The 16,731-nt window shown below is 75.9% G+C and carries 14 protein-coding genes; 8 read left to right on the plus strand and 6 right to left on the minus strand.

Annotation, left to right across the window (positions count from 1 at the left end; all coding sequences use genetic code 11):
- The first annotated feature begins 36 nt into the window (after positions 1–36).
- Complete coding sequence (locus ACRAKJ_RS22160) at positions 37–1,077, plus strand: glutathione S-transferase C-terminal domain-containing protein (protein WP_438926155.1); 1,041 nt, start codon at positions 37–39, stop codon at positions 1,075–1,077.
- 4 nt (positions 1,078–1,081) lie between these two features.
- On the opposite strand, the gene ACRAKJ_RS22165 is transcribed toward ACRAKJ_RS22160, so the two are convergent.
- From ACRAKJ_RS22165 to ACRAKJ_RS22180, 4 genes are read right to left on the minus strand one after another with little or no spacing between them, the layout of a single operon-like run.
- Complete coding sequence (locus tag ACRAKJ_RS22165; protein WP_438926144.1) at positions 1,082–2,059, minus strand: serine hydrolase; 978 nt, start codon at positions 2,057–2,059, stop codon at positions 1,082–1,084.
- Complete coding sequence (locus tag ACRAKJ_RS22170; RefSeq protein WP_438926143.1) at positions 2,056–2,958, minus strand: DUF6895 family protein; 903 nt, start codon at positions 2,956–2,958, stop codon at positions 2,056–2,058. Before ACRAKJ_RS22170 ends, ACRAKJ_RS22165 begins: the two co-directional genes overlap by 4 nt.
- Positions 2,955–3,728 carry a hypothetical protein gene (locus ACRAKJ_RS22175; RefSeq protein ID WP_438926142.1) on the minus strand — a complete coding sequence of 258 codons (774 nt, stop codon included), beginning with the start codon at positions 3,726–3,728 and terminating at the stop codon, positions 2,955–2,957. The genes ACRAKJ_RS22170 and ACRAKJ_RS22175 overlap by 4 nt, the downstream gene beginning before the upstream one ends.
- Entirely contained in the window at positions 3,728–3,910 is a 183-nt protein-coding gene (locus ACRAKJ_RS22180; RefSeq protein WP_438926141.1) for a hypothetical protein, read from the minus strand. The genes ACRAKJ_RS22175 and ACRAKJ_RS22180 overlap by 1 nt, the downstream gene beginning before the upstream one ends.
- Before the next feature lie 217 nt (positions 3,911–4,127).
- On the opposite strand from ACRAKJ_RS22180, the gene ACRAKJ_RS22185 reads away from it, so the two are divergent.
- Entirely contained in the window at positions 4,128–5,006 is an 879-nt protein-coding gene (locus ACRAKJ_RS22185) for a DUF4082 domain-containing protein (protein ID WP_438926140.1), read from the plus strand.
- Positions 5,007–5,047: 41 nt separating this feature from the next.
- Here ACRAKJ_RS22185 and ACRAKJ_RS22190 read toward each other — a convergent pair whose 3' ends face one another.
- Positions 5,048–5,860, minus strand: a complete 813-nt coding sequence (locus ACRAKJ_RS22190) for an alpha/beta fold hydrolase (protein ID WP_447008644.1) — start codon at positions 5,858–5,860, stop codon at positions 5,048–5,050.
- 77 nt (positions 5,861–5,937) lie between these two features.
- Here ACRAKJ_RS22190 and ACRAKJ_RS22195 point away from each other — a divergent pair, with 77 nt between their 5' ends.
- Positions 5,938–6,957, plus strand: coding sequence for a sigma-70 family RNA polymerase sigma factor (locus ACRAKJ_RS22195; RefSeq protein ID WP_438919902.1), 1,020 nt, complete (start codon positions 5,938–5,940; stop codon positions 6,955–6,957).
- 39 nt (positions 6,958–6,996) lie between these two features.
- On the opposite strand, the gene ACRAKJ_RS22200 is transcribed toward ACRAKJ_RS22195, so the two are convergent.
- The gene (locus tag ACRAKJ_RS22200) at positions 6,997–11,715 is read right to left on the minus strand and encodes an HAD-IC family P-type ATPase (protein WP_438919901.1); all 4,719 of its coding nucleotides are present in this window, start codon (positions 11,713–11,715) and stop codon (positions 6,997–6,999) included.
- A gap of 149 nt (positions 11,716–11,864) precedes the next feature.
- Here ACRAKJ_RS22200 and ACRAKJ_RS22205 point away from each other — a divergent pair, with 149 nt between their 5' ends.
- The 5 genes from ACRAKJ_RS22205 to ACRAKJ_RS22225 all read left to right on the plus strand — a co-directional run bounded on the left by ACRAKJ_RS22205 (position 11,865) and on the right by ACRAKJ_RS22225 (position 16,726).
- On the plus strand, positions 11,865–13,196 hold the full coding sequence (locus ACRAKJ_RS22205) for an extracellular solute-binding protein (RefSeq protein WP_438919900.1): 1,332 nt from the start codon (positions 11,865–11,867) through the stop codon (positions 13,194–13,196).
- A 4-nt stretch (positions 13,197–13,200) separates the two neighbouring features.
- Positions 13,201–14,112, plus strand: coding sequence for an ABC transporter permease subunit (locus ACRAKJ_RS22210; protein WP_438919899.1), 912 nt, complete (start codon positions 13,201–13,203; stop codon positions 14,110–14,112).
- Positions 14,109–14,927 (plus strand): ABC transporter permease subunit, encoded by an 819-nt coding sequence (locus ACRAKJ_RS22215; RefSeq protein WP_438919898.1) that lies wholly within the window; start codon positions 14,109–14,111, stop codon positions 14,925–14,927. Before ACRAKJ_RS22210 ends, ACRAKJ_RS22215 begins: the two co-directional genes overlap by 4 nt.
- Positions 14,928–15,058: 131 nt before the next feature.
- Positions 15,059–15,463: a hypothetical protein gene (locus ACRAKJ_RS22220; protein ID WP_438919897.1), complete on the plus strand. Its 405-nt coding sequence runs from the start codon at positions 15,059–15,061 to the stop codon at positions 15,461–15,463.
- 93 nt (positions 15,464–15,556) lie between these two features.
- The gene (locus ACRAKJ_RS22225; RefSeq protein ID WP_438919896.1) at positions 15,557–16,726 is read left to right on the plus strand and encodes a cytochrome P450; all 1,170 of its coding nucleotides are present in this window, start codon (positions 15,557–15,559) and stop codon (positions 16,724–16,726) included.
- Positions 16,727–16,731: the final 5 nt, after the last annotated feature.

The following is a 16,731-nucleotide window of genomic DNA, read 5'->3' on the forward strand; positions in this document are numbered from 1 at the left end:
ACGGCGGGAACCACGTAGGCTCGCACCGTGAGCGAGATCAACGAGCACCCCGAGCACAGCAAGGGCGGGACGTACTCGGTCAAGGGCAAGGAGTTCACCCGCGACAGCCGGTACATCACGACCCGGATCACCACCGACGGGCGCGACGGGTTCGCGGTCGAACCCGGCCGGTACCGCCTGGTCGCCGCGCGGGCCTGCCCGTGGGCGAACCGGGCGATCATCGTGCGGCGGCTGCTCGGCCTGGAGGACGCGATCTCGCTCGGCCTGCCCGGCCCGACGCACGACGCCCGCTCGTGGACGTTCGACCTCGACCCCGGCGGCCGCGACCCGGTGCTCGGCATCGAACGCCTCCAGGAGGCGTACTTCAAGCGCGACCCCGACTACCCGCGCGGCATCACCGTGCCCGCCCTCGTGGACACCACGACCGGCGCGGTGGTCACCAACGACTTCGCGCAGATCACCCTCGACCTGTCCACCGAGTGGCGCGCGCACCACCGCGAGGGCGCGCCCGACCTGCTGCCCGCCGAGCACCGCGAGGAGCTGGACGCGGTGGTGGAGCGGGTGTTCACCGAGGTGAACAACGGCGTGTACCGGTGCGGTTTCGCGGGCAGCCAGGAAGCCTACGACGAGGCGTACGACCGGCTGTGGACGGCGCTGGACTGGCTGGAGGAGCGGCTGGCGGACCGGCGCTACCTGGTCGGCGACACCATCACCGAGGCCGACGTGCGGCTGTTCACCACGCTCGTCCGCTTCGACCCGGTCTACCACGGGCACTTCAAGTGCAACCGGAACAAGCTCGCCGAGATGCCGAACCTGTGGGGCTACGCGCGAGACCTCTTCCAGACGCCCGGCTTCGGCGACACCGTCGACTTCGTGCAGATCAAGCGGCACTACTACGTCGTGCACACCGACATCAACCCCAGCGGGATCGTGCCGCAGGGCCCGGACCTGTCGGGCTGGACCACGCCGCACGGCCGGGAGGCGCTGGGCGGCAGGCCGTTCGGCGACGGCACCCCGCCGGGCCCGGTCCGCGAGGGCGAGCGCGTCGACCCGGCCCACACGCCGCCGGCCGCCTGATCGGCTACCCGGTCGGGTCGGCGGTGGCGGCGAGGGTGCGCAGGGCCTCGTAGGAGCGCTGGACGAAGGTGGCGCGCGGGGTCGGGCCCGCGTTGGTCAGGGTCACCAGTGCCGTGCGGCGCTGGGGGCTGAACCCGGCGAACGCGGTGAACCCGCGCGTCCCGCCCGAGTGGAACACCAGGTCGTGGCCGGGCCGGTGGCGGAGGTTCCACACCAGGCACAGGTGCTCGGTCGCCGACCGGGCCACCCTGGGCGTGCTGACGTCGACCGCGGCCGGGGTGCGCCGCTCCAGCAGCGCGGTCAGGTAGGCGAGCAGGTCGCGCGCGGACGAGCGCAGGCCACCCGCGGCGGGCATCCCGGGCATCTCCCACGGCGGGCGCGGCCGGCCGCGCAGGTGGCCGGTGGCCTGCGGCGCGGCGGCGAAGCCCGTGTCCGGCAGGCCGAGGGGGCGGCAGATCCGCTCGACGACCAGGTCCTCGTACCGGCGACCCGCGGCGGCGGCCAGCGCCTCGCCGAGCACGGCCCCGCCGAAGTTCGAGTAGCGCACGCGGTGGTCGCGCCGGACGCGGGTGCGCCGCAGCGCCGCCGCCATCGCCGCCGGCCCGAAATCGCGGTACGGGTTGGTCCGCCACGCGGGCAGGGCCGCCCGCAGCAGCCCCGGTGGCAGCCTCGGCAGGCCCGACGTGTGGGTGGCGAGCCGCTCCAGGGTGACGCCCTGCCCCAGCCGGGTCGACAGGTGGCGGTCCACCGGGTCGTCGTGCCGGACCTCGCCGCGGACCACGGCGTCGGCCAGCAGCAGCGCGGTGAACGTCTTGGTCAGCGACCCGATCTCGAACCGGGTGCCCGCCGTCGCCGGGTCGCCCGGCGCCGCGTCGCCCGCGACGAGCAGCACCTCCTGGTCGCCCCGCCGGGCGGCGACGGCCACCGCCGAGGTCGCCGGGGCCAGCAGCGGCGCCAGCACGTCGGCCCCGACGGCCGTCACGGCGTGAGGTCGAGCAGGCGCGACAGGGCGATGGTGCCCGCCACGACGGCGACCACCGCGGTGTGCTGGTGGTCCGCGAACCGCTGGTGCGGGTCGTCGGTCACCGGCTCGCCGTTGCGGGGCACGAGGCCGTCGTCGTGCTGCACGGCGGCGAACGCCTCCCACTCGGCGGCGTCGACGCGCGGCCGGGGCAGGCAGGCGCCGACGATCAGCAGCTCGCCCACCAGGTCCCACTCCCGCGCCTCCACCCACACCTCGACCCAGACCGGCAGCCACGCCTCCAGGTAGCCGACCACGTCGTCGGGCAGGCCGTGCGGCAGCGCGCCCCAGTCGGTGAGGTGGAAGACCGTGTGCGTGGCGCAGTAGGCGGTGAACCAGTCGATCGCCCACGGTTCCGGTGTGCGGCCCAGCCACGTCGCGCGGGTCAGGGCGTCCCAGTCGTCGGCGCGCGGGATGCCAGCCACGCGGTGCGCGTTGGCGACGGCGAGCCGCCGGTTGGGCAGCAGCTCGGTCATCGAGTCGGTCGTCGAGGTGTGCGCCAGCACCCGCTCCAGCCCGGGGTGCCGGTGGCCGCCGCGCTGGAAGTGGGCGTACGCCTCCAGCGGGTCGGTGATCAGCGAGTGCCGGAGCTGGCGCTCGTAGAGCAGGTCGCCGCGGCGGAGCTGGTCCCAGCCGAAGTCGAGCAGCTCCCGCGCGTGCTCCAGTCGGCGCGACCCGGCCACGCCCTCCCGCAGCACGAGGGAGGCGGCCAGCGCCGACTCGCACAGCGGCTTGTAGACGGTGTCGAGGTCGCCGAGGCCCATCAGGTCCCGGTCGGGGAACGCGCCCAGCTCGCGGTTGCGGTGCAGCCAGTCGAACGCCCGGGTGGCGACCTCGTGCGCGGTGCGGGTCGTGGTCACGGGCGCCCCCGGTCGAGGAGGAGGTCGGCGATCGCCAGGTCCAGCAGCAGTCGGGGTTCGCCGGCCGCGTGCAGGCGCAGGTGCTCCAGCAGGGGCGCCGGGTCGAGCGGCACGTCGTCGGCCAGCAGCGCGACCCACCGGGCCAGCCGGGCCGCCGTCGGGTAGTCGCGGCGCAGCACCGCGCGGGTGGCGCCCCGGGACAGCGCCAGCGGCTCGCGGGCCACCGCCTCGACCACCGGGCCGCCCGCGCCGGGCAGCGCCAGGGACGACAGCTGCGCGACCGCGACCGCCCAGCGCGACCAGTCGTCCGCCGGGCCGAGCACGTCGACCGCCTCGCCGGGCGGCGTGGCCGCGTGCACGGCGACGAGCCGGGTGGTGGCCCAGTCGCGCCACGCCTCGGCGGACCCGGGCTCCGGGAGGTTCTCCCCCACGAGGGAGGAGAGCAGCCGCGCCGTGGCCCAGTCCCGCCAGGCCATCACGTGCTGCTCGTGCGTCGCCGGCCGCCGGACGGGCGGGAACGCGCCGAAGGCGTCGGCGACGACACCCGCGTCCCGGGCGTCCAGGGGGCGGTCCGGCAGCAGGTGCGGCGCGAACAGGTCCGCACCCACCAACCGGACCGCCCCCAGGCCGGCCACGACGTCGGCGCACGAGTCCAGGAAGTCGGCGATGCCCGCCGTGCTGCTTCCGTGGAGCGCGCCGAGCACGCGACCGGCCAGTGCGGTGGCCGCGTCCGCGTAGGACGAGCGGCTCACCCTCCCTTCGGCGGTCACTACTCCTCGGGCTCCTTCGGCGTGCTGGGCGAGGCGAGCAGGAGCGCGAGCAGCACTCCGGCCGCCTGCGGCGCGAAGCGCGGCGGGTCGGCGTAGACCGCCTCCGGCTCGGCCATGAGCGCACCCAGCTCGGACAGGTCCTCCGGTGTCCCGACCGGCCGGACCTCTGTTCGTAGAGCCATCACAACCTCCTTGTGGGGCAACAGGTACACCTCCGAGTGGAGCACACGAAAGCTCATCCGTCCGAGGGGGAAAGCACATCGGCGACCAATCCACCCGGGCGAGTGATGCACCACGCTCGGTAACCCCGAAGCCGCGGCGCGCCCGGCCGTAGCGGTGCGGGGACGAGGGACGATCACGTTCGGGGAGGACATCCCCACCAAGCCCGAAGGAGGGCGCATGCCCCGCTCATCCAGGCTGCTCGCGGCGGTCGTCGCGGCAACGCTGGTCGTGTCCGGCACGGCGGTCGCGCAGGTCGCGGACGCCGACGTCGTGTTCTTCAGCCCCACCACCCGGGCCGGGGTGGCGGTCGGCGTGCCCGTCCTCGTCACCGGGGCCTCGGTCACCCCGGACACCGGCGCGGTGGTCGCCACCGAACTGACCTTCGACGGTGGCGCGACCTGGGTCCAGGCCACGCCGGTGCGGGTGCTGAGCGGTTTCCGCGTCGACTGGACGTACCTGTGGACGCCGACCGCCGCCACCGACGCGGTGGTCGCCGGGCGCGCCGTCACCGCGTCCGGTCCCGGCGCGGCCGGCGAGACGCTGGTCCTGCACGTGGGCGGCGGGACGGTGCCGCAGCCGGTGAACTGCGCCGTGCGGTGCGAGATGTACACGCCGTACGCGGAGGAGGTCCAGGACACCGACACCCTGCCGGTCGAGGTGGGCCTGAAGGTCCGCGTGGACCGGCCCGGGCTGATCCTGGGCGCGTCGCTGGGCCGGGGCGCCTACCGGGGGCCGATCCTGCTGCGCCTGTGGTCGGACGGCGTGCTGCTGGCCGAGCAGCCGTGGGACCACCCGGGCCGGATGGCCGAGATCGACTTCGCGACCCCGGTGCCGGTGGAGCCGGGCCGCGACTACGTGGTGTCGTACTACACGCCGCAGGGCGGGTACCTGGTGGCGGAGCACGCCCTCACCGGCACGGTCGTCGACGCGCCGTTCACCGCGCCGCACGACGGCGTGCGCGGCGCGGGCGTCTACCGCTACGGCGTCGGCGGCGGGTTCCCGACCGACGGCTACCGCGACAGCCACTACTTCGTGCAGCCCGAGTTCCGGGGCTGACGGCCCGGGGGGCGGGACCGCGCGCGGTCCCGCCCGCCCGCTCAGCCCTCGAGCACCTCCCGCAGCCGGGCGGCGAAGCGCTCCGGCTCCCCGGCGAACCCGACGTGGTCGCCGGGGAACGCGGTCGGTTCCACGCCGATCGCGGCGGCCAGCGCCCTGGACGTGCGGTCGCACAGCTGGCCCGCCGACTCCTCGCCGATGCCGACCACCACCCGGGACGGCGAGGCGCGCAGCACGTCCAGGTCGGGCGCCCAGAACGCGGTGGGCACGAGCATGGCCGAGTGCTGGTAGTCGGCGTCGGCGACGTCCTGCGGCGACCGCTCGCCGCCGGCCATGTGCTGCACGACCTCCTCGGGCAGGTCGATCGCCGCGAGCGCGAGGAACTTGCGGAACGCGCCCACGTGGTCGCCGCCGAGGTGGGTGGCCGCGATGTCCTCGGTGCGCGCCCGCAGCTCGGCGCGGTCGTCCAGCAGCCCGCTCAGCGGCGGTTCGTGCGCGACGGCGGTGCGCACGAGGTCGGGGCGGGCCTGCACGAGGGCCAGGGCGCTGACCGCGCCGCCGCTGGAGCCCAGCACGGCGGCGGGGCCGGCGTCGACGTGCTCGATCAGCCGGGCGAGGTCGTCGGCGCGCAGTTCCGGCGTCGAGTCGCGCTCCCGGTCGTCCACCGGGCTGCGGTTGATGCCGCGCGGGTCGGTGGTGAGCACGGTGTGGTCGGTGGCCAGCAGGTCGGCCAGCTGTTCGAACGGGCGTGCGTCCATCGGCGCGCCGACGAGCACGACGAGCGGCCCCGTGCCGCGCAGCTCGTAGTGCAGGGACGCGTCCGGGACGCGCAGGGTGCCGGTGGTGGCGGTCATCGGGTTCCTCCTGGTGGCGGGGTCGGTGTTGGGCGTTCGGGGTACTGGACTCCCGCCGTCGGGCAGAATCGTCGGTCGTGAGCGAAGTTTTTCCGGCACCCGTCCCGGAGGACCCCGACGTGGACCGCGCGCGGGCCGGCGACACCGCCGCGTTCACCCGTCTGGTGCAACCGCTGCGGCGGGAGCTGCACGCGCACTGCTACCGGGTGCTCGGCTCCGCCCACGACGCCGACGACGCCCTCCAGGACGCGCTGCTGCGCGCGTGGCGCGGCTTCGCCCGGTTCGAGGGGCGCGGTTCGCTGCGCGGGTGGCTCTACACCGTCGCCACCCACGCCTGCCTGGACGCGGTGGCGAGCCGGGCGCGGCGCGCGCTGCCCGTCGACCTCGGCCCGTCGAGCGAGCGCGCCCGGCCGGACGACGCGCCGCGCACGGACGTGGCGTGGCTCGGCCCCTACCCGGACGTGGTCGGGCCGGACGGCGCGGTCGCCCGGCGCGAGGCCGTGGAGCTGGCGTTCGTGGCGGCGCTCCAGCACCTGCCGGGCAACCAGCGGGCGGCGCTGCTGCTGTTCGACGTGCTGGGGTTCTCGGCGGCCGAGATCGCCGAGACCCTGGGCACGACCACGACGTCGGTGAACTCGGCGCTGGCCCGCGCCCGCCGGGTGGTGGCCGAGAAGGCGCCCTCGGTGGGCGGGCAGCGGTCGCTGCACCGCGTCGGCGACGTGCGGCTGCGCGAGGTCGTGGCCGGGTTCTGCGCGGCGCTGGAGCGCGGTGACGCGGACGCGATGGTCGCGCTGCTCACCGAGGACGTCACCTGGTCGATGCCGCCGCTGCCGCACTGGTACCGGGGCGTGGACGCGGTGATGGACTTCGTGGTGCGGGTCCCGATGACGGGGTGCGGTTCGTGGCGGCACCTGCCGACGAGCGCGAACGGGCAGCCCGCGGTGGGCTGCTACCTGCGGCGGCCGGGATCGGCCGGGCCCCACGAGGCGTGGGCGGTCACCGTGCTCGGGCTGCGCGGCGACCGGGTCGCCGAGGTGGTGTCGTTCATCGGGGCCGAGCACTTCGCGCTGCTCGGCCTGCCCTCGTCACTGCCCTGACCCGGCCGGTCCCGACGTCGCCGCAGCACCCGCGCGGTGCTACTGGTCGGCGGTGGGGTCCCCGCGCAGCAGCGGCGTCAGGGCGAGACCGGCGAGGTTGGCGGCGGCGGCGCTGGACAGGGCGATGGTCCAGCCGACCGGCCCCAGCGGGGTGCAGCCGAAGAAACCGCTCACGCCCGGCGTCTGGACCACCCCGGCCAGCGCGGCGGCCGATCCCAGGCTCGCGGCCAGCACCGCGCGGTCCGCGCCGCCGGTCAGCAGGGTCTGGCCCAGCTGGGTGCCGACGAGCGCCACCAGCGCCACGGTGCTCGCCCGGCGCGCCCGGCCGGTGACCCTCGCCGCCGCCCACGCGGCGGTCGCGCCGAGGGTCGTCGTCACCGCCCGCGCGGTCACGTCCCGGGTCAGCGCCGACCCCAGCGACGACGTCGGCCCCTCGCGCAGCAGCTCCGGCACCGACTCGCCGTCCGGCCTGCTCAGCGCGATGGCCATGGCGGGCGCCAGGTCGGTCAGCAGGTTGACCAGCAGCAGCTGCCGGGCGGTCAGCGGCGAGCGGCCGGTCAGCGCCGACCCGAGCACGCTGAACGCGATCTCGCCGAGGTTGCCGCCCAGCAGGATCGCCAGCGCCTCCCGCACCGACGCCCACATCGCGCGGCCCTCGACCAGGGCGGCCACGATCGTCTCCAACCGGTCGTCGGTGACGACCAGGTCGGCCGCGGCGCGGGCGGCCGGGGTGCCGCGACCGCCCAGGGCGATGCCCACGTCGGCCAGCCGGATCGCGGGGGCGTCGTTCGCGCCGTCACCGGTCATCGCGACCACGCGGCCCAGCCGCTGGTACCCCTCGATGATGCGGACCTTCTGCGCGGGCGTGCAGCGGGCGACGACGTCGGCGGTGTCCAGCAGCGCGTCCAGCGACTCGTCGTCGAGGGCGTCGACCTGCGCGCCGGTGACGACGGTGACCGGGCCGTCGCCGTTGACCTCGGTCGCGATGGCCTCGCCGGTCGCCGGGTGGTCGCCGGTGATCATGACGATCCGCACGCCCGCCGCGCGCAGGGCCGCCGCGGCGGGCGGCGCGCCCTCGCGGACCGGGTCGGCGAGCGCGACGAATCCGACCAGCCGCAGCCCGCGCACGTCGTCGTCGGTGACGCGGTCGCGCCGGAACCCGGTGCGCTCGGCGACGGCGAGCACGCGGTGGCCGCGCGCGGCGAGCCGGTGCACGCGGGCGTCGAGCCGCCTGCGGGTGCGGGCGTCGAGGTCGCAGCGCGGCAGGACGACCTCGGGCGCGCCCTTCGCGCTCAGCACCCCGGACGCGCCGAGCACCGCGTGGTACCCGCGCGACGGTTCGAACGGCAGCGCGTCGACCGGCACCCACCCCTCCCCCGGTCCCACCCGGACCGAGCGCGCGCCCTCCAGCACGGCCCGGTCGGTCTGGTGGGCGAGGTCGGCCGGGTCGTCGGCGCACGGCGTGGCGCGCACGGCGGCGGCCAGCACCTCGCGCAACCCGTCGTCCAGGACGCCGGGGGCGGCGGTGCGGCGGCCGTCGTCGACGAGGCCGACGGCGAGCCTGCCCTCGGTCAGCGTGCCGGTCTTGTCGAAGCACAGCACGTCCACCCGCCCCAGCGCCTCGATGGTGCGCGGGTTGCGGACCAGCGCGCCGTGCTCGGCGAGCCTGCGCGCGGCGGCCAGTTGGGCGGCGTTGACCAGGAACGGCAGGCCCTCGGGCACCGAGGCGACGGCGAGGTTCACCGCCGCGCCCATGCTCTGCCGCAGCGGCACGCCGCGCAGCAGGCCCAGCCCGGTCACCGCGGCGGCCGACCCGAGCGCGACCGGCATGGTGCGGCGGGTCAGCTCGGCCAGCCGCGCCTCGACCCCGGTGGTCGGCCTGGCCCGTCGTGCCGCCGCCATGCCGCGGCCGACCTCGGTGGCGTCGCCGGTGGCCACGACGACGGCCAGGGCCTCGCCGGCGGCGACCGTGGTGCCCTCGTAGAGCATCGACGAGCGGTCGGCGAGGTCGGCCGCCACCACCGGCGCGACGCCCTTGGGCACCGGGAGGGACTCGCCGGTCACGGACGACTCGTCGGCCTCCACGCCGTCGCCCCCCAGCAGCCGGCAGTCGGCGGGCACCACGTCGCCGGCGACCAGCCGCACCACGTCGCCCACCACGAGGTCGTCCGAGGTCAGCTCCTGGTCCCGGCCGTCGCGCACCACCGTCGCCCGCACCGCCGACCGCGCGAGCAGACCGGCCAGCGCGCGGTCCGTCACGACCTGCTGCACGCCGCCGATCAGCGCGGACACCCCGACGACGCCCGCCACGAGCGCCGCGTCGACCGGTGACCCCACGGCCGCGGAGAGCGCCGCGCCACCCGCCAGCACGGGTGTGAGCGGGTTGGCCAGCTCGGCGAGGAACGCGGCGCCGAGGCTCGTGCCGACCGACCCCGTGCCGGAGGACGTGCGCAGCCTGCGCTGCGCCTCCCGCCCGGTGAGCCCGCCGGGCCGCGACCCGACCCGCTCCAGGACCGCGGACACCGGCATCAGGTGCCACGGCTCGGTGCCCGGCATGCACGGGACGTCCCGCCCCTCCAGCGCGCGTGCCCGCCACACGCCGTCCGCGAACGCCAGCGCGGACGCGCCGTCGACGGCCCGCGAGGCGCGCTGGGCGGGCACGCCCTCCCGGCTGCCGAGCGCGCCGACCGCGCCGATGCCGGTGGCCGCCTTCGCCAGCAGGAGCCCGTCGCGGTCGACCCGGCGCGCGGCGGGCACCGCCTCGACCAGCAGGACGGCCACGTCGGGGTCGCGGACCACGACGTGCGCGCCCCACGGCGGCGGCGAACCGTTCCGGTGCACGCCGACGCCGCAGTCCGCCGACCCGAGGGCCCGGCGGTCGTCGGACACGACGAGGACCACGTGCCCGTCGGCCTGGAGCCCGCGCACCGCGCCCACCAGGCCGTGCCCGGACGGCACCACGTCGTCGGCGAACCGGACCGGGCAGCGGTCCCGGTCGGTGGCGACCACGACGCGCAGCCCGGCGTCCCGGGCGGCGGCGGCGAGCGCGTCGACGGCGGGGGTGCACTCGGCGTCGACCCCCAGCAGGGCGCGCAGGGCGGTGCCCTCGACCAGGCCGAGCACGGCGGCGTGCCCGGCGAGCGCGCGCCGCTCGGCGTCGTGGCCGGTCACGCCGAGCCGGTCGAGCGGGCCGAGTGCCCAGTCGCCGTCACGCCGCACCGCCGCGGGGTCGGTCGGGTCGAACAGCGCGAACGCCCGCTCGGCGAGTTCGCCGGTGGTGGGGGTGGATGCCTCGGCGGCGGCAGGGCCGGGTGCCGCGTCGGGGGCGAGGTCGAGTGCCGTGCCAGCGGCAGGGCCGGGTGCCTCGGCGGCGGCAAGGTCGGGCGCCGCATCGGCGGCAAGGGCGGAGGTCTCGTCGTCCGCGTCGGGGGCGGAGTCGGCGGCGCGGCCGGCTGCACCGGCGGCGGTCGCGAGGTCGGCCGGACCGGCGGCGATCGCAGAGCCGGCCGCATCGGCGGCGGTCGCAGGACCGACGGCGGCCCGGCTGACGGCAGCGTCGGCGGCGGTCGCGAAGTAAGCGGCGGCGGGATGGGTGGCGGCGGGGTAAGTGGTGGGGTCGGCGGCGGTGGTGATGTCAGCGGCGGCAGCGGCACCGGCGGGGTCCGCGGTGGGCTGCTCGGGGGTGGAGATGGGGATCAGGTCGGTGAGGGTGGAGCGGCCCGAGCCGAGGGCCGCGTCGTCGAGCAGCAGCACGTCGACCCCGGCCAGCCGGCGCAGCACGGAGCGGTCCATCACCAGGGCTCCCCGGCGGGCCAGCACGCGGCCCAGGCCGGCGGCGAACGCGGCACGCCCCACCGACGGGGCCTTGGGCAGGCTCGCCACCGCCAGGGCCGCCGCCCGGCGCGGGCCCGTGAACGGCACGGCCGCCGCCCCCGCCGCGACGCCGGCGGCGATCGCCCGGCGCGCGTACCGCTCGACCGGCCCCTCCGGGAACGGCGCCGGCCGCTCCGCGACGACCGGTTCGGCCTCGGCGTCCTCGGGCCCCTTGATCAGGTCCGCCTCGGCGGCGCACCACGCCCGTTCGTGCGCGCGGACCTCGCGCCACTGCTGCACGCGCTGCGCCACGTCGAGGAGGGTGCCCTCGCTGCGCGACGCCAGGCCGTGCACGAGCGCGGCGACCACCGACCTCGCCGTGTCCGCGCGCTCACGCCCCTGGAGGCGGTCCGCGACCAGGTCGCGCAGGTCGGGGTGCAGGTCGATCGCCGAGGTCAGGGCGGTCAGCTCGGCGGGCAGCGGTGCCCACGGCGCGACCTTGGCGACGGCGGCGAGGGCGAGTCCCGCGGCGTCGGCGGCCAGCGCGGACAGCAGCCGGGTGCCCTTGAGGCCGTCGGCCGGGTGGTGCAGCTCGTCCTCGACCAGGCGCTCGTCCTCGGTGGCGGGTTCGGCCTCGGCCCGCTGGACGAGCGCGACCAGTTCGGCGGTGGCGGGCGGCGGGTCGGCCACCGCCACGACCACGCGCGCGGACGGCGCGTTGACCCGGGCCCAGCGGACGCCGGGGTGCTCTTCGAGGGCGCGTTCGACCCGGCGCGCCACCCGCTGCCCGCGCGGGCCGCGCACGCCGTGCGCCTCGATGTGCAGCCGCCCGGGGCACGACCACACGTTGCGCCGCTCCCGCCGCGTCACCTGCTCCAACGGGGTCAGCGCCCACCCGAGCAGGCCCTTGGTCACGCGTGCGGGGTCGATGCCCAGGAGTTCCACCGTGCCTGTTTTCCCGCGCTGACCTGCGACTACGCCCCACGATCGGGTGACCCGATGATCATCGGATTGGGCCGTCCGAGCGAACTTTGTGTACCGGTCGTGGAAAAGGGCAACCGGATCGCGTGGTTCTCGACCTCAAGGGGGCGGTCGTGCGCGGACACCTGGTCATCCTCACCGCGGTCCTGGGCCTGGTGGCCGCCGGGTGCGGCGGGGTGGGCGCCTCCCCGGGCGACGCGCCCAACGCCCTGGTCACCATGGGCTTCGGGCTGCCCGACGAGCACGCGACGGCGCGCGTGGCCGTGTTCCGCGAGGCCAACCCCGGGGTGGACCTGAGGATCGTCGAGGGCGCGTTCGACGAGCAGCAGTTCCTGTCCGCGGTGGCCGCCGGCGAGCCGCCCGACCTGGTCTACGCCGAACGCCGCAAGCTCGGCGGGTACGCGGCGCGCGGCGCGGTGCAGAGCCTGGAGGACTGCGTCCGGGAGCAGGGCGTGGACGTGGGCCGGTTCCGCGAGGCGGCGGTCCGCCAGGTCACCTACCGGGGGCAGGTCCACGGGCTGCCCGACTTCGCGGGCGTCCGCCTGCTGATGCTCAACAACACCGTGCTGCGCGAGGCCGGCGTGGACCCCGCCTCGGTGTCCACGACGGACTGGGGCGCGCTGACCGCGCTGACCGACCGGCTCGCGCGCCGCGACGGGAACAGGCTCCAGCGCATCGGTTTCGACCCGAAGGTGCCCGAGTTCCTGCCGATGTGGGCCGCCGCCAACGGTGCGCGGCTCGTCGGCGACGACGGCCTCGACGTGCGGCTGGACGACCCGCGCGTGGTGGAGGCGGTCCGGTTCGCCGCCGACCTGGTCGAGCGGCAGGGCGGCTGGGCGTCGTTCAAGGCGTTCCGCGACACCTTCGACCAGTTCGGCGCGGCGAACCAGTACGCGACCGGTCAGCTCGCCGCGATGCCGATGGACTCCTGGTACCTCAGCACGCTCGCCGCGAACTCGCCCGAGGCGGACGTCGGCGTCGCGCCGTTCACCGACCGGGAGGGCCGCCCGGTGACCGAGCTGGGAGGGCAGGCGTGGGCGATCCCCAAGGGGTCGCGGCACCCGGACGCGGCGTGCCGCTTCATCGCCACGATGACGGCGACCGACACGTGGGTGACCGCGGCGACCGCCCGCCGGGACGCCCTGGCGAAGGCGGGCAAGCCCTACGGCGGCACGTTCACCGCCAACCGCGAGGCCGACGAGCGGATCTTCGGCGAGGTGTTCGACCCGAAGGGCAACCGCATCCTCGAACGGGGCGTGCCCGCCGTCCTGGCGTTGCAGGACGCGGCGTTCGCGATGCCGCCGAGCCCGGCGGCGAGCGAGCTGGTGCGCGCCTGGGAGGGCGCGGTGAACCGGGTGCTCACCGGCGGCCAGGAGCCCGGCGAGGCGATGGCCCAGGCGCAGCGGGAAGCCGAACGCGCCCTCCGGCGCGCGGGCGGGAGGTGACGCGGTGGCCGCGAGGACGGTGACCGCGCGCGAGGCGCGGGCCGGGTGGCTGTTCCTGCTGCCCTGGGTGATCGGGTTCCTGGCGTTCACCGCGGGGCCGATGCTCTACAGCCTCTGGCTGTCGCTGACGCACTACGACATGCTCAAGCCGCCCACCTACGTCGGGTTGGAGAACTACCGCGAGGCGGTCGCCGACGAACGGGTCGGCACGGCGCTGTGGAACACGGTGTTCTTCACCGCCCTGCACGTGCCCGCGCAGGTCGCGCTCGCCCTGGGCCTCGCGTCGCTGCTGCGCCGGGCGGGGCGGTCGGCGGGTTTCTTCCGCACGATCGTGTACCTGCCGGTGATGACGCCCCCGGTGGCGCTGGCCGCGCTGTTCCTGCTGCTGCTCAACGGGCAGAACGGCGCGGTCAACGAGTTCCTGTCCTGGTTCGGGTTCACCGGGCCGAACTGGACGACCGACCCCGCGTGGATCAAGCCCGGCCTGGTGGTGATGAGCCTGTGGACGGTCGGCAGCACGGCGGTGCTCTACCTCGCCGCGCTGACCCGCGTTCCCCTGGAGCGCTACGAGGCGGCCCGCCTGGACGGCGCGTCGCCGTGGCGGCAGTTCTGGCACGTGACGCTGCCCGGCATCAGCGGCACGGTCTACTTCACGGTGGTGGTGAACACGATCGCCTCGCTCCAGGTGTTCACCGAGGCGTACGCGATGTACTTCGGCGCGCGGGCCAAGCAGTCCGCCGAGGGCGACGCGGCGCTGTTCTACGTCATCCACCTGTTCCAGGAGGCGTTCGGGTCGCTGCGGATGGGCTACGCCTCCGCGCTGGCCTGGTTCCTGTTCGTCGTGATCGCGGTGGTGACGTTCGTGCAGGTGCGGGTGTCGAGGCGGTACGTCCACAACGAGGGTGAGCGCCCGTGAAGCGCGCAGGGGTCGTCTCGGGGCTGCTGGTCGTCACGCTGGCGTTCGGCTACCCGTTCTGGTGGCTGGTCAGCGCGTCGCTGAAGGACCGGGCGCACGTGTTCGACAACGCGCTGCTGCCCCGGCCGTTCTCGCCGCGGAACTACGTCGAGGTGTGGCAGGCGGTGCCGCTGACGACGTGGATCGGCAACAGCGTCGCGATCGGACTGGCCGCCGCCGCGTCGGCCACGGTGGCGAGCGCGCTCGTCGCGTTCGGCTTCGCGATGTTCCGCTTCCCCGGCCGCGACGCGCTGTTCGGCGTCGTGCTGGCGACGATGATGCTGCCCGGCGCGGTCACCATGGTGCCGGTGTACCTGGAGTGGCACGCGCTCGGCCTGGCCACCACCCAGGTCCCGCTGTGGGCGCAGAACCTGTTCGGCTCGGCGTTCTACATCTTCCTGCTGCGCCAGTTCTTCCTCGGCCTGCCGCGCGAGGTGTTCGACGCGGCCAAGGTCGACGGCGCGGGCGCGTGGCGGCTGTTCACCGGCATGGCCCTGCCGCTGGCCAGGCCCGGTCTGGTCGTGGTGTTCGTGTTCGAGCTGAAGGCCGCGTGGACCGACCTGGTCAAGCCGCTGATCTACCTGCGCGAGACCGAGCTGTACACGGTGCCGCGCGGCCTGAAGGCCGTGCTGGACCGCTTCGGCGAGGGCGGTGAGGAGCAGTGGGAGCTGGTGCTGGCGGCGAGCACGATCGCGACCGTGCCGATGGTCCTGCTGTTCCTCGTGGCGCAGCGGTACTTCGTGCGCGGAACGGTGACGCAGCACGTCGAGCAGTGAGCCGCCCGTGCCGCGGCGGTCACGATCTGTGCCGGTCAGGCCGTTCGCCGACCTCGTTCCGGTGAAAACGAGATGTTGATTACACCTCGTCAATGCGTTGTCCGGACCACCCGGTCGGAGAGGATGACGGGGTGACCAAGGCACAGAAGATCGCAGCGGCGTGGTCGGGCCTGTCCGCTGCCGACCTGACAGACGAGGTGAGGCACCTCGTGCAGACGCGCGACGCCGGCGCGCGGGCCATCTGGGTCGCGGTGCGCGAGAACGCCGTGCTCGCCGCGCGCGTGCGCGGGTCGCTGGCGGGCCTCAAGGCCGAGTACCGCGGTCACCGCGACGAGGCCATGTGGCTGCTGTGGGTGAACCAGGTGCAGCAGCAGCTGGCCGTGCCCGCCGCCGCGCCCGCGCCGGCGCCCGCCCCCGTCCAGGACGAGGTCGCGGACGACGACGCCGTCGTGGAGATCTCGCTGCCCGCGCCCGCCGCGCCCCGCCGGGCGGGCGCCGCGCCCGCCCTGCTGTTCCAGGAGCCGCTCTCCTCCTGACGGCCTGACGGCCGCACGACGCCCCATCGGCGTCTGTGGCCGGGCCGGGACGCCCCCTAGGCTCGTCGGTGTTCCCGTTCGGGGGGAGGACCCGTGACCCAGGAGGCGGCGCGCAAGGTCGACCGCGGCGAGCCGGTGGTCGGCTGCCCCGTCCGGCTCGACCCCGACGGGGTCTGGCGCATCACCGGCTACGAGGAGGGCCGCGCGTTCCTGCGCGCGGGCGGCACCGTGCAGGCGGGGCTGGGGATCGAGACCGTCGAGAAGATGCCGTCGCACATCCGTCGCCCCGTGCTCTACCGCGACGGCCCGGAGCACCGCGAGGACCGCAGGCAGACCGCGCGGTTCTTCACGCCCCGCCGGGTCGACGAGACCTACCGGCCGATCATGGAGCGGGTCGCGGACGAGCAGGTCGCGCGACTGCGCGCCGAGGGCGTCCTCGACCTCGCCGACCTGGCCTTCCGGGTGGCGATCGACGTCACCTCGGCGGTCCTCGGCCTCACCGAGAGCAGGCCGGGCATCCAGGCCCGGCTGGAGCGGTTCTTCCCGGAGAAGTTCGGCCGGCCCGGGTTCACCAGCCTGGCCGGCCTGCGCACGATCACCCGGCAGACCGTCGGCTGGCTCGCGGTGTACTTCGCCGACGTGCTCCCGGCGGTGCGCGCCCGCCGCGCCGCCCGGCGCGACGACCTGGTGTCCCACCTGCTCGACGAGGGCTGCTCGACCGGCGACGTCCTCGGCGAGTGCCTGACCTTCGCCGCGGCGGGCATGGTCACCACCCGCGAGTTCATCGTCGTGGCGGCCTGGCACCTGTTCACCGACGACGCGCTGCGCGCGGGGTACCTGGCCGCCGACGAACCCGGCCGCCTCGCCGTGCTGCACGAGGTGCTGCGCCTGGAGCCGGTGATCGGCCACGTGCGCCGCCGCACCACGGCCCCGGTCACCGTGGGCGGCACGACCGTGCCCGAGGACGCGCTGGTGCACGTCCACCTCGACACCGCCAACGTCGACCCGGCGGCGGTGGGCGACGCGCCGTTGACCCTGCGCCCGGGCCGGGCCGTGTCCGGCGGCGGCGCGCCGACCGGCCTGACCTTCGGCGACGGTCCGCACCGGTGCCCCGGCTCGCACATCGCGGTGCTGGAGGCGGACGTCTTCCTGCACCGCCTGCTCTCGGTCGACGGCGTCCGCGCGCTCGGCACGCCGACCGTGTCGTTCAAGGAGGACATCGCGGGCTACGAGCTGCGCGGGCTGCGGGTCGCCGTCGGGTGAACGGC

It is taken from the genome of Saccharothrix sp. DSM 118769, from assembly GCF_052936295.1.

Excerpts from the sequence above, each read along its gene's own strand:
- ACRAKJ_RS22190 (WP_447008644.1), bottom strand. The coding sequence starts at position 5,860 with ATGACCGCCACCACCGGCACCCTGCGCGTCCCGGACGCGTCCCTGCAC.
- ACRAKJ_RS22180 (WP_438926141.1), bottom strand. The coding sequence starts at position 3,910 with ATGGCTCTACGAACAGAGGTCCGGCCGGTCGGGACACCGGAGGACCTG.
- ACRAKJ_RS22185 (WP_438926140.1), top strand. The coding sequence starts at position 4,128 with ATGCCCCGCTCATCCAGGCTGCTCGCGGCGGTCGTCGCGGCAACGCTG.